Source organism: Planktothrix sp. PCC 11201, from assembly GCF_900009135.1.
In the GTDB taxonomy this organism is placed as follows: domain Bacteria; phylum Cyanobacteriota; class Cyanobacteriia; order Cyanobacteriales; family Microcoleaceae; genus Planktothrix.
This window is the reverse complement of the sequence record NZ_LT797693.1, coordinates 175300-188932: the sequence shown is the minus strand read 5'-3', so window position 1 is coordinate 188932 and position 13633 is coordinate 175300. Positions and strand designations below refer to the sequence as shown.

Below are 13633 nucleotides of genomic sequence, written 5' to 3'. Positions count from 1 at the left end.
GCAGGGGAGGCAGGGGGAGCAGGGGGAGCAGGGGAGGCAGGGGGAGCAGGTAAACTATAATCCATAACCATAATCCATAATCCATAACCCATTTGTAATTCGTAATTCGTAATCCGTAATTAACCATTACCTCTTGCCCGTTGAATTCTATGCTCACAGCCAGTGCTGAATTTGTCCAACTGTGTCGCACCCAACTGTCGTTAACGGCGAGTTTGGGCGCTTCCTTGAGTGTAGTCTATTTAGCAGAGGCGTGGGTAGATGAGGAACATAAAAAATTGATCCCCATTGCCACCTATCCTGAAACATCCCTGGATGATTTGGATATTCCGGGTTTGACGGGTTTGCCCGAAACCCTAATCTCTGTCTCACCCCCGCTATTAACCACAGAAGTCACAGGGAAAACAAAAGTTTTAATGCCTGCGGTGGAAATGGATGATTTTTCGGAAACAGAGGTGGAAGCAGAAGCTCCTTGGCAACAACGGAGTCAAAAGGTTTTAGCCTTAATTCAAGAGGATGTGGTTTTGGGATTTTTGGTAACTGGACGCAATGACCGACCCTGGAACCCGGAGGAATATGCTCAACTCCAAGCGATCGCCCATACCTTAGCCCTTGCCTGTATTTTAGATCAACGCGCCCAATGGTTCCAGCAACAAATAGACCGACAACAACAACTGCAAGGGCAGCAAGCCGATACACTACATAATATATTCCATCAACTCAAAAGCCCTTTAACGGCTGTTCGTACCTTTGGTAAATTATTATTAAAGCGACTGCTACCCGAAGATAAAAACTATCCTATTGCTAATAGTATTTTACGCGAGAGTGATCGGATTCAAGAATTATTAGCACAGGCGGATGAGACCTTAGAACAGACTCAAACCTCCCTGAGTTTGCCTTTAACGGTGGAAGTTGCCACACCCAAAGCCCAAGCGTCCCTATTCCCGACACCTGCCCTACCCCTATTACCCGCTTGTGATCAACTCGAACCCCTACTATTGTCGGAGGTATTATCTCCTTTAATTGTATCGGCTCAGGCGATCGCCCAGGAACGACAATTAGAATGTGAAGTTGACCTGCCTGAAAACCTGCCCCCCATCCAAGGGAATGCTAAAGCCCTGCGGGAAGTCTTGAGTAATCTCCTCGATAATGCCTTAAAATATACTCCTGCTGGCGGGAAACTCTATATTCGAGTTCAACTGGCCTCTCCTTCCCTAGTCGGAGGAAAAACCCTAAAATCTCAAGTGGGTATTGGTATTAGTGATAGTGGCCCAGGAATTCCCCCCGAAGATTTGGAGCATCTGTTTGAACGTCACTATCGCGGTGTTCAGGGAAATTCTGAGATTCCGGGGACGGGTTTAGGGTTAGCGATCGCTAAAGCCTTTGTACAACAGATGCAAGGAGAAATTCAAGTCTTTTCTCCCGTCCATCGGGCTTGGATATCCGAGGATAGGGTTTGTACTGATAATACTTCCCCTGGAACAACATTTATAGTTTGGGTGCAGGTGGCAATCCCGGATCAAGAATTGAACTTAATTTGATAGAATTATTGTTTCTCAACCCATCTTTCCCTCATCCCAAAGGATGTTCAAACCTAGAGGGTGAAATATTTTCTTCCCTATTCCCTATTCCCCGCTATAAAAAACCATGAGTGCATCCAGTAGCCCTGATAATAGTATTGATCAACCCACGACTTCCTCCACTGATTCTGAGGATAGTTTAAACCAGCCTCTCCCTTATATTGTTCAGAAAGATATCACTGATCGTGCCATTGAGCGAAAAATTCTTTGTCGGGTGTTGAGTCAAGCCCATATTGATGTTTCAATTCGTTGGTCAACCGCCCATCTTTATATCGGGATTCCCAGTACAATTTTAGCTGCCATTGCTAGTGTACAAGCTATTAATAGTTTAGGGGGAGAGTATCAATTACTATCTGTAGTGATTGCAGTTTTAGTGGCAATTCTCGCCCCCTTACTGACTTTTTTAGATCCTAATGGTAGAGCTAATAATCATTTGAATGCTTCTCGGGTCTATGAACAAATGGCAGATCAATATGATTCTTTTACTCTCAAGTGTCGATTAGAACCTCGCTCTATTCAAGAAGAATTTAATGATTTAACTCAGCTTAATTCTATTTATAGTGAAAGTAAAAAAAACCTACCCGCTTGTCCAGAATGGGCTTATCAAAAGGCGATAAATACTAATAATGCAGTACAAAAACTTATGCCAGTCGCTGTAAAAAAAATTGGAAACCAGTAAAAACAGTTATTCAGTTATCAGTGTAAGAGTTGATCTGTTCAGCATTTAAAATATAAAATCTAGTGATGGAGGACGCTCTCACCACGAGGGTTTTGCGATTCCTGGATAGCCAATTTAAATCCGCTCCCACCTTAATAGTTAACTGTTAATTTATTAACTGATAACTTCTTAACTGTAAACTCTTTAACTGATAACTGATGACTGATAACTGATGACTGATTTAGATGGATTAGAAATTACTCCAGGGGAACTCAAGCATTGGAGTGGGATTAACAAAAATTTGCTGTATCGACCAGGGACAGCTAAAAAACTTATTGGGGAAGGATTAAAAACCTTAGTCATTGCTGGATTATTATTAATTAGTTATGGGATTTGGAGTTTAATTTTTCCAGAACTTGCCTTAATTTTTATTGTCATTTACTTAATCCTAATTATTCTATTGGTTCTTGAGGATATCATTAAAATTTGGCTAACCTTAACTCGTCCTCAGTGTGTTAAACTATTGAATCAAGTAGATAATTATAATAGTATTGTTAAAGCCTTAAACATTTATCATCAACTCGAAGCAACGGAACATCCCCAAGCAAAATTAGACAATCAAGATGCTATTATTCACGCCCTAAAACTAATTAGAATAGAATTAATTAGAGGATTAAAAATAGAACGAATCTTAAAAAAACATAAAAAATTTATTGAGCAAAATCCAGAACTTTTTGATCTAAACTTCACCTCCTTAACCGTATTGCAAACTGAAAAACCAACAACAGAACAAGGAAGACTCCTGTATCAAGCCTTTGAAATAGCTTCGGAAGTTCATCAACTGTTAAAACAACTTCAGGAGCAACAAAATTCCCATTAAATGCTAGGCTTTTTTTATCCGGTGAAAACCCTCCCATAACCTCAACAAATTTTGATCAGAACGCCAATGCGACCTAAAATTATTGTTCTCGATGATGACCCCACAGGTTCTCAAACCGTCCATAGTTGCTTACTTCTGACCCAGTGGGATGTCGATACCCTGCGAATTGGACTGGCTGACCAATCCCCGATTTTCTTTATTCTGACCAACACCAGAGCCCTAACCCCAGACCAAGCAGCCGCGGTCACCCGTGAAGTCACCCAAAATCTGAAACTAGCCCTCGCCAGCGAGTCCATCACCGACTTTCTGGTGGTCAGTCGTTCCGATTCTACCCTACGAGGTCACTATCCCGTAGAAACCGATGTGATTGCGGAGGAACTTGGCCCCTTTGATGCCCATTTTCTAGTTCCGGCTTTTTTTGAAGGAGGAAGAATTACCCGCAATAGTATTCATTATTTAATCATTGATGGCGTAGAAACCCCGGTTCATTTAACCGAATTTGCGAAGGATTCTGTCTTTGCTTATCAACATAGTTATTTACCCGATTATGTCACTGAAAAAACCAAAGGTTTGATTCCTTCGGAAAAAGTAGAACAATTTTTGTTATCGGATATGCGAGCAGGAACTTTAGCTCGGTTAATGGGTTTAACGGAGAATCAATGTGTGGTCGTCGATGGGGAAAATCAAGGGGATTTTGATCAATTTGCCTCGGATATTATTGCCGCTGCTAGTCAGGGAAAACGCTTTTTATTCCGCAGTGCAGCGAGTATTTTAACCTCTTTAGCTGCTTTAGGAAATCAACCGATTCCCGCCGAAGAAATGGCAAAATATACCCGAAATGGTAAGCCGGGTGTGGTGATTATGGGTTCCCATGTTAAAAAATCTACCCAACAATTAGAACAGTTATTGCAAGAATCTGGAATAGTCGGAATTGAGGTAGATGTTTCCCATTTATTAGAAGAAAGTGAGACTCAAAGACAGGAACTATTACAACAGATTTTAGACCAAATTTATGCTATTCATAATGCAGGTCAAACCCCAGTAATTTATACCAGTCGTCAAGAATTACAATTTGATACGGTAGAAATTCGATTAGCCTTTGGGAGTAAAGTTTCAGATTTACTGATGGATATTGTCAGAGGTTTACCGCCAGATATTGGATTTTTAATTAGTAAAGGGGGAATTACTTCTAATGATGTATTAAGTAAAGGATTAGCCTTAAAAACCGCCAGACTACTGGGTCAAGTCCTAGCAGGTTGTTCAATGGTTAAAACCGCTTCTAATCACCCTCTCTATCCTAATTTACCTGTTGTTTTATTCCCTGGAAATGTTGGAGATGCTAAGGGTTTAGCCACGGTTTACCAACGTTTAAGTCAACCCCAAACCTAAGTAAACAGAGGGTGGACTTCGCTTAATTTATTTTGATTTTATCTCCTTAAAAATCAAAATAAATATAAGGTAAACCCCCTGCGGGTGCTAATAACCAAACGGTGAAGAAACTCAAGGGAACCAAGGCTAATTTTACTGTCCAATTTAATTCTAATTTTAACCCTCGATTTAATAAAGTGGTAATCGCCATTAATCCAAAAACAGAGGATAATAAAATCACCAAATGCTGTCTTTCTAAACCCAAGGCTTCAACATAAACTTTATGGGCAAACTGGACATCGGCGGTATGACCCCATAACCGATTGATGACTAACCAAGAATCTTGTAAATTAGGGAGTCTGAAAAAAATCCAAGTCGCAAATACCATCAACTGAGTTATTAACCAAGCGATTAAAATTCCGGGTAAACTGTTCCAAATCCAAGTAATTGATAATTGCTTAGATAGTGCTTCGGTGAGACGATTAACTACTAATGCTAACCCATGTAATCCCCCCCAAATGATAAATCCCCAGGCGGCACCGTGCCAAATTCCTGCGATTAACATAACTAGAATTAAATTCAAACAGGTGCGGAATAATCCGACCCGAGAACCGCCCAAGGGAAAGTATAAATAATTGCGTAACCAATCCCCTAATGTGATGTGCCAACGGCGCCAAAAATCTCCGATACTGGTGCTAAAATAGGGGGCATCAAAGTTGATGGGTAAAGTTAATCCTAGGAGTAATGCGGTTCCCCTGGCTAAGTCCACATAACCGCTAAAATCCAGGTATAATTGTAACCCATAGGCGAAAATTGCTAACCATAAATCTCCACTCCCAGCCCGTTGTAAATTACTGAAACTTAAATCTACTAAAATTCCAATATTATCGGCAAAAAGCCCTTTTTTGATTGCCCCCCTAGCCAGTAACCAGAGTCCGTCAGCAATTTGTTCGGGGATGGGGAATTTTAGGGTTTTAAACTGATTATTTAAGTGATGATAACGAGTAATTGGCCCGGATATTAGTTTGGCAAAAAATAATTTATAGGCGGTAAATTCTAGTAGGGAAGTGGCGGCGGGCGCGCCTCGATAAACATCGACTAAATAGGCGATTAATTCAAAGCAGAAAAAACTTAATCCTAATGGGGCAATAACATATTGATCAATCCAACTTCCGGTATTAATAATAACAGGAATATTCCAGACTGTTCCTAGAGTATTGAAAATAAAAGGTAAATATTTGAACCCAACTAGAATTAAGATATTAATGATAATTCCTAATGTGAGTAAAAAAGTGCGACGACGATTCCAAGAAATATGGGGGATTTCCCATTCTTGAGGTTCGACAATTGTCAAAGCTAAACCAAAGTTAAAGATTGTCCAAAGTAGGAGTAAGGGGATATATTGAATTTGTAAGGTAGAATAGAAAAGCAAACTTGAGATTAATAGAATAAAAAGTCGCCAAGATTTCCCAGGAATAATCCAATATAATCCCAATAAAAGCAATAAAAATATTCCATAAGTGACTGAAATAAAGGTCATAAATAAGGTAACAATAGGAATAGGGTTTGTCGTTGCGATAACTACGCTGCTGGGTAAGGACTAGAGCAGTGATAACTAGGGTTTATTGTTTCCCTGTTAACCAATAGGTTCGCATTTCGCCTTTACCTTTGACTAAAATTATACCTCTTTCTTCCAGTAAGTAACTATCTTTAATTTTTTCATAGGTGGTGTGACTGACTTGAATTTGTCCGGGTGTACCTTGAGATTCCATGCGAGAGGCAATATTAACAGCATCTCCCCATAAATCGTAACTGAATTTTTTTAATCCAATTACTCCAGCAACTACTGGCCCCGTATTAATACCAATTCTAAGATTTAATAATTGATTATCGTGATAGCGAAATTTTTGAATAATTTGTTGCATTTCCAAAGCCATTTCTGCGATCGCTTGGGCATGATTTGGTTTGGGAATAGGGATACCGCCAGCGACCATATAAGCATCCCCAATGGTTTTTATTTTTTCTAATTCATATTTATCTGCCAGACGATCAAATTCCGAGAAAATTTCATTCAAAATAGTAACAATTTGTGTGGGAGAACTGCGAGAGGATATGCCCGTAAAATCGGTCAAGTCGGCAAATAAAATTGTGGTTTCTTCAAAGCGATCAGCAATACACCCCTGATTCCTTTTTAGTTTTTCAGCGATCGCCAAAGGTAAAATATTCAGTAATAATTTCTCAGATTTATCTTTTTCCAATCGCAAATCGGCTTCGGCTTGATTTCTTTCTAAAGTGGCTTGATAAATTTTTTCAAACATAGTTTGAAATGTAGCAATTACATCACCTAGTTCATCATTTCTTTGAACTAACTTTGAATAAAATCTGGGTACGGGTTTGTTATCAACAATTGCTTTCCCCGCTTCAATTAAATCTAAACGTAGTTTTAAAATCGGAAGAATCACGTTTTTACCCAATATAAATAAAGTGGTTGATGTTACAAAAAAAGCAATAATTAAAACTAAACCTGCAATTCTTAAAATATAAGCATAGGTTTCTTTCTGAATATCAGAAGCATCATGACGAATGATAATCACATATTTATTGTTCATGGGATTAACATTACAAACAACATCATAGCGATCGCCATTTTTTTGACGCAAATATAATGTTTTCTCCTGTATTGCTTGTGAAAATGTTAAAATAGGAGGCTCGCCAAATTTACCAATTAATTCCCCCGTAGTTCGGTAAACGGCTCCTCCTAAAATATCGGGATTCAAATGATGTAAATGACTCAACTGTTTTAAGAGTTCAGGATTAGAACTATAAGGATAGGTTTCAATTATCCAAGCAATTTTACTAGAAGATATTGCCGGAAGTTGTCTTAAAAGTTGTTGTTGATATTGATATACTGAAGGAATTAAGATTAAAATTTCAATAAAAACCAAACTCAAAAATACCCAGATTGTAATGGTTCGAGATAGACGAGCATTCAAAAGTTTTAATAATTTCAGTTGTTCCGGCATGAATTGATCGCTCCTACAAATATCTTTTTTAAGGTTGACAGTAAAGATTGCTATATATAATCAATACCTGTATATTTAAAATTGCGGACATCATGCACTCTTACCAGAAATATTAGCATCTAAAAAAATCATACCTTAGAAGCTTGATCCAATGTTAAGACTGATTTAGTTAAAATCAGGATAATTTTAATTAAAATAATTGTAAGCATGAACACAACAGAGGTTAACTGATGACAACAGAGCCAAATTCATCCCCATCTCAAGGACTGGAGGATACCTCTGAAACCCTCAATGGTGCGGCGTCTAAACCCGCTCTTGAGCCTTCAGAAGTGGAAACCTCGACGAAGGCGATCCAACCCGCCTCCGTGGACTCTTGGGAAATCGAAACTGAAAACCCGACTTTGGACAATCGACCGAATCAGGTATCGGGTTCGGTGGTCGTTTTATCGGCGATGGCATTGATGATTTTGGGATTGGGAATTGATAATATTGGATTAGGATATGTCAGTGCTTTCGCGACATTAGCAGTGTCTCTGCGGTTAGTCTGGTCGGATTGGGGAAAAGTTTGGAAAACATTAATTCCCCCGAGTTGGCGCAATTTAATTATTGCTTGTATTGGGATTTTAGGCTCCTTAATTGGCTTAGTTATTTTTAGTAATGCGAATACTCCCAATGAAGTTAGTAATATTACTATTAATTGGGATGCAATTGGAGCGTTGGGTGATTTAGGAGGAGCATTAGGTCAAATTTTAATTGCTATTATTGCCGTTTATGTGGCTTGGAGACAGTATATTATTTCTCGGGATTTAACGATGCAACAAAACCGAATTACTCAACAACAAACCATTGATGCTTATTTTCAAGGAGTTTCTGATTTAGCTTTAGGAGAACAGGGATTATTAGAAGATTGGCCGCAGGAAAGAGTGATTGCAGAAGGACGAACCTCAGCTATTATTAAAAGTGTGGATGCGGAAGGAAAAGCTAAAATTCTCCGGTTTTTATCTCAAGCCCGATTAATTACTCCGTTACAACGCGATCGCCATCTGGGACGTCCGATGTTAGATGGTAATGGTAATTATGCCGAAGATCGCGCCCATGGGGTGCGGGTGATTGATTTGGGGGCGATGTTAGCGGGGGCAGATTTAGCGGAAACCGACCTAAGACGCACGGATTTAACAGATACTAACTTAGTCAAAGCTAATTTAACCGGATGTAATTTAGTCCGCGCTAATTTAGTCCGTTCTATTCTGTATGAAGCTAATTTATCCCGAACAAATTTACGTTCTGTTAAACTATTTTATGGCCCTGTAGAAACCGCTTCCCCTCGCAGTCGAACATTAATTCCCAATTTTGAAACCGGAGAATATACGGGGGCTGTGGTGGAAAATGCTGACTTTACTGGGGCGGATAATTTATCAGAAGAAAATCGTTATTATTGTTGTGCATGGTGCGGTTCTAAATCTCGAAAAACTATTCCCGGAGGATGCGAAGGTATTCCCAATAAGTTAGACCGATGATTTTTTTATACTTTTAGATTCCCCCTAAACCTACTAAAAAAGGGGGAAAATGAATTGAAATCCTGCTTAAAAACAGGGATTCAGGGGGATATAATCAATGTTTGCTATCCACAACCTATTCTTTATTTCCGATTAATTTTTTCCCAGAAAATTTCGATAATTTCAGTAAATACTAACGCCAAGGTTAATAAAATTTCTATGAATATAAATAATGGCAATAAAATTACTTGAACTAACCAAAGTAAAATTTTCTTGCTATTTTTCATTTCAGTTTGGACGGTAATCATTCTTAGCCCCCGAACTAATAGTCTAATTAAGCGGATTCTATAACTAATTTTTAAGTCTTTAACCTTGGGATTATCAAATTGAATTTTACCGGAATCAAAGACTTGATTTAACCTTGAAATTGAACTTTGGGTATCAATTTGATTAAAGTTTAAGTGGAGCCAAGTTAGACCACAAAGTCTCCCTAAAATAAAATCCTGTTCTCGATATTTTCTATCAAAAAAACCTCCAAAAGCGTTGAGAAAATCTGAAGCTAATAGTTGATCGACGTTTGTAGGTTTCTCGACCAGAGGAGCTTTGAATAAATATCGGAATTTTTTATAGAGATTTTCTAATTGCTCTCGCGCTTCTACATTTTCAATCCCTGGAATTTGATTCAAAATTAAGGGTGTAATGGGCGATAATTGAATATGATGATAGGGGATAGCTTTTTCTAAGTCGGTTTTTATTTGAGAGATAGTTTCCCCTGACGGGTCGGTGGACAAAGTTTCTAAAAGGGATAATATATTTTCTTTATAATCCACTTGTTGATTAATTTCTACAATCTGTTTTAACTGCATAGCATCCTGTTGAGCAGAAGGAATATTTAACCCATCAAATAACAAATCAAATAAATTAAAATTGTTCTTTTTTAAGCTGGGTTTACTTTCTAAATTTTCCAAAGAGGAGGGAGAAACATAAGCATAAATTCGCCGATCTCGTTCGGCTTTAATTTTGCTGTTAAAATCATGACTGAATTTAATAAAATCTGCCCCTTCTTCTTGAATTAAATACTCTGAGTTGGGCAAAGAACTTAAATGAATCCTAGCTTCTAAATCAATGGCTTTGAGAATGGGTAAATTATCTAAAATTCCCCCGTCACTATACCAAAATTTGATGGTTTCCTGGGTACAAAACATAGGTAGATTCGGATCTAGCTGTTGTTTTTTTGATTCATCACACATGGTAAAATAAGCTGGACTTAGATTTTTTAAGTTATAACTTTTAACATTAGATGAATCTTGAATCGGAGGAAATGCAACGGGAAATGCCCCCGAAATTAGGCTGGTATCAATTACTTTTTTCCAAATTTTTTGTAAGCGATCACTTTGACGATTTAACTCAGAATAAAACAAAAATTGCCGCGTTTCTGCATGGTTAACGGCTGGAATACCGGAAAAATTGCGACATTTGTTTTCATAGGTGACTAATAGCCCTTGTAAATTCGTAACCGTCATTACTAAAGCCAAGGGTTGATGAACTTTCAGTTGATTGGTATTTTCCGTAATTAAATTAGCAATATTTTTAATCCCTTTTTGAGATAATAAACTTTCATTTTGATTTTTAAATAAATTCTTTAAAACTTGACGGTAATCTTCAATGGCAAACACCGTATCAATATCTTTCATATCAGCTTTTTCTACCCAAGCTCTTTGTAAGATATTTTGGGATTCATACTCAGGATCAGTAATCTCTCGATTTAATAAATAATAGGCTGTAATTGCTCCGGTCATTGCCCCAGCAGATGCTCCGGTAATCAAATCAATTAATAGGGGAGAATTGTCTTTTCTGGCTTGTCTAACTAATTCAAAACACACCCCAGCCATATAAGCTCCGAGGGCAATTCCTCCCGACAAATTTAGGGAAATTTGACAAGGGTTGGGAGAGGTATTTTCTAGGGTCATAACTATTAAAATTTTCAGAAAGGCACTGTTGTTGGGCTTTAGCCCATTCTTCTTAGGGAGTTTATCCTAATAACTAGGAGGGGCTAAAGCCCAACAATTAGGAGGGGCTAAAGCCCAACAACAGCCCAACAACGGGATATTAGGATTGAAGTTTGGCTTTCGGACGCAAAAACTTAATAATTGCATATAAATCCGGGTCGGTTTTGGCCTCCTCTCGATAACGGGCACTGAGATCAATTGCTTGCTCTAAATTTTCAACGGCTAATTCCGTTTGACGTTGTTGAGCATAAATAATCGCTTTATTATAATAAGCATCGGCATAATCGGGTTTTAAAGTTAACGTCCGATCTAAACTTTCTAGGGCTTCTTTTCCCCGTTTTAACTTAATTAAAACATAACCGCGATAATTCCAGGCTTTAGAATTATCCGGGTCAAATTCAATCGCCTTATCAAAAGATGTTGCCGCATCTTGATATCTTTCAATTGCTTGTAATGCCATGCCCCGATTTAACCAAGCCACACTATCTTCTGGTTTAACTTTTACCGCTTGATCAAAGGCTTCAAAGGCATCTTGATGTTTTTGTAATTTGCCATAGGCTACACCTAAATCCACCCAGGCTTGGTGATAATCTGGTTTGATTTCTAGGGCTTTTTTATAGGATGCGATCGCCTCATTTTGACGTTTTAAGCGACTTAATGCCATACCTCGATTTAGCCAAGATCGATAATCATTGGGCTGCAATTCTACCACTTGATGAAAGGTGGCTAAAGCATCTTCATAACGACCTTCAGCAAACAATAAATTTCCCCGTTGCACATAATCATCAACGTTTAAAAATAACTCCGGTTTATTGGATTTTAACCGATCCAATTGCTCGGAAATGGTGTCAATTTTCTGCATCATTTCTGAAACCGCCGATTCCATTAAATCCTTTGGCGAAACAGCTAATAACTGTTGGAGAATTTCATCTTTTCTCGCCAAGGCTTCCGACTGCATTGCCACTAATTCTTGGAAAATTCCAGTTTTTTGAGCATTAGCATCCGCCTGAACTTCCGTGATCTGCTCCGTTAACATTAAATCAAATTTATCTAATTTATTAAAAGTAGAATCCTTGCGGGTTTGCAAATCTCCTCTTAACTGTTCAATCACCCCATTTACATCTTGATCAAACTTCTCCAACCGTTGAACAATTCGTTCTTTTTGGGTTTTCCATCCCGTTTGACTATCGGCAATTATGGCGGCATATTCCGCTTCTAATTGTTGTAATCTTTGTAACTTTTCATCCACTTGAACTTGTAGTTGTTGTTGATAGGTAGCCAGTTGAGTTTCCGCTTGCTGTTCTAACTGTTTAATCCGTTGGAGTTTCTGCTCCATTTGTCCTTGAATTCTGCCTTGGGAATCGGAGAGTTGAGTCACCGCATCATTGCCAAATTTCTCTAAATTTTTCAGAGCTAAATCAATTTGTTCCTGAGCTTTTTGTTCTGATTTAATTCTAATTTCTTCCAGTTGCGGGGCGAAATCCGTTTCATAGCGTTCTAAACGAGCAAAGACCCGATCTTTTTGGGTTTCCGCCTGTTTTTGTAGTTGGGATAACTCCTGAGCTAATTCAGTTTCAATTTGTTGTAAATTCTTACCCACGGTATTCTTTTGACCTTCGATATCGGTTTGCCAACCGGATACGGTGGTTTTAAATTCCGTACCTACCTGTTCTAAGGTTTGGAATAGGCGATCGCGTTGATTTTGGACTTGAATTTGTAACTCGGACAATTGGCTAGTTAAAGTTGCTTCTGACTGTTTAAAATTCTCTAAAACCGTATTTTTTTGACCATCCACATCCGCCTGTAACCCGGCAACATGGTTAGCGTAATTTGTGCCCAGTTGATCTAAATTTTGCAAGATTAAATTCTGTTGATTACTGGCGCGATTTTGTAATTCTGCCAATTGTTGAGAAAACTCAATTTCTAAGCGATGAAGTTCTTGGGTAACTTCCTGAGTTTCCTGTTGAAAATTTTGTAATGCACCTTGACGCACTTGGGACAATTCGGTTAACCATTCCCCAATTTGATCGCGATGGGTTCCTAATTCATCCTGAAAATCATCCGCTTCTGCATTCAGGTCTTGAGCAATTTTATCAGTTTCCCTGATCACCGCTTGCATTTGTTGATTGGCAGCGGCGATTTTTCCTTCTAAATCCCCTAATTCATTCAGGTGATTTTTAACAATAACAGTTACTTCTCGGACAACGGAACGCCGTAATAACCATAATCCCACTAGGGTTGCTGCTAATAAAATCCCTAACAATCCTAACAGGAGATTAAACAGGGTCATTGTCTGTTTAAAAGTGCGTTGAGCTTCTGCTTGCACCTGTTCCTGCAAAAGCTGCTGTTGTCGCAGTTGTTCGAGTTCCAGCCGCTCCTTGGGGGATAGGGTTTTTGTGGGAGTGGTGGGTTTCGGTTCTGGGGACTTGGGGGACTGAGCCATGCTGACTCCCGCCGAAAGTAATACCAAAGTTAGAATAACGCTGCTGCGGGATATCCAGGCCAAAAAATTCAGGCGTTGATCCGAGACCACACCAGCATCAGTCCGTTGATAATTTTGCATGAATAGCTTTGTCTGCTTAACCAAGTCCGAGTTCTCCAACCCATCCCCTATAGTTTACC

General features: G+C 38.8%; 9 protein-coding genes. 5 read left to right on the top strand and 4 right to left on the bottom strand.

Annotation, left to right across the window (positions count from 1 at the left end; genetic code table 11):
* Positions 1-149: 149 nt before the first annotated feature.
* The 4 genes from PL11201_RS05600 to PL11201_RS05585 all read left to right on the top strand — a co-directional run bounded on the left by PL11201_RS05600 (position 150) and on the right by PL11201_RS05585 (position 4504).
* Positions 150-1538: a sensor histidine kinase gene (locus PL11201_RS05600; protein ID WP_079677613.1), complete on the top strand. Its 1389-nt coding sequence runs from the start codon at positions 150-152 to the stop codon at positions 1536-1538.
* Positions 1539-1644: 106 nt separating this feature from the next.
* Complete coding sequence (locus PL11201_RS05595; protein ID WP_079677612.1) at positions 1645-2256, top strand: SLATT domain-containing protein; 612 nt, start codon at positions 1645-1647, stop codon at positions 2254-2256.
* A gap of 211 nt (positions 2257-2467) precedes the next feature.
* Positions 2468-3115, top strand: a complete 648-nt coding sequence (locus tag PL11201_RS05590) for a hypothetical protein (RefSeq protein WP_079677611.1) — start codon at positions 2468-2470, stop codon at positions 3113-3115.
* 66 nt (positions 3116-3181) lie between these two features.
* The gene (locus PL11201_RS05585) at positions 3182-4504 is read left to right on the top strand and encodes a four-carbon acid sugar kinase family protein (protein WP_079677610.1); all 1323 of its coding nucleotides are present in this window, start codon (positions 3182-3184) and stop codon (positions 4502-4504) included.
* A gap of 46 nt (positions 4505-4550) precedes the next feature.
* On the opposite strand, the gene PL11201_RS05580 is transcribed toward PL11201_RS05585, so the two are convergent.
* On the bottom strand, positions 4551-6023 hold the full coding sequence (locus PL11201_RS05580) for an MBOAT family O-acyltransferase (RefSeq protein WP_079677609.1): 1473 nt from the start codon (positions 6021-6023) through the stop codon (positions 4551-4553).
* Positions 6024-6105: 82 nt separating this feature from the next.
* Positions 6106-7506 (bottom strand): adenylate/guanylate cyclase domain-containing protein, encoded by a 1401-nt coding sequence (locus tag PL11201_RS05575; protein WP_079677608.1) that lies wholly within the window; start codon positions 7504-7506, stop codon positions 6106-6108.
* A 230-nt stretch (positions 7507-7736) separates the two neighbouring features.
* On the opposite strand from PL11201_RS05575, the gene PL11201_RS05570 reads away from it, so the two are divergent.
* Positions 7737-9023, top strand: coding sequence for a pentapeptide repeat-containing protein (locus PL11201_RS05570; RefSeq protein WP_079677607.1), 1287 nt, complete (start codon positions 7737-7739; stop codon positions 9021-9023).
* A gap of 122 nt (positions 9024-9145) precedes the next feature.
* Here PL11201_RS05570 and PL11201_RS05565 read toward each other — a convergent pair whose 3' ends face one another.
* Positions 9146-10972, bottom strand: a complete 1827-nt coding sequence (locus PL11201_RS05565; protein ID WP_079677606.1) for a patatin-like phospholipase family protein — start codon at positions 10970-10972, stop codon at positions 9146-9148.
* A gap of 139 nt (positions 10973-11111) precedes the next feature.
* Positions 11112-13574 carry a tetratricopeptide repeat protein gene (locus PL11201_RS05560; protein ID WP_079677605.1) on the bottom strand — a complete coding sequence of 821 codons (2463 nt, stop codon included), beginning with the start codon at positions 13572-13574 and terminating at the stop codon, positions 11112-11114.
* Between the last annotated feature and the right edge of the window lie 59 nt (positions 13575-13633).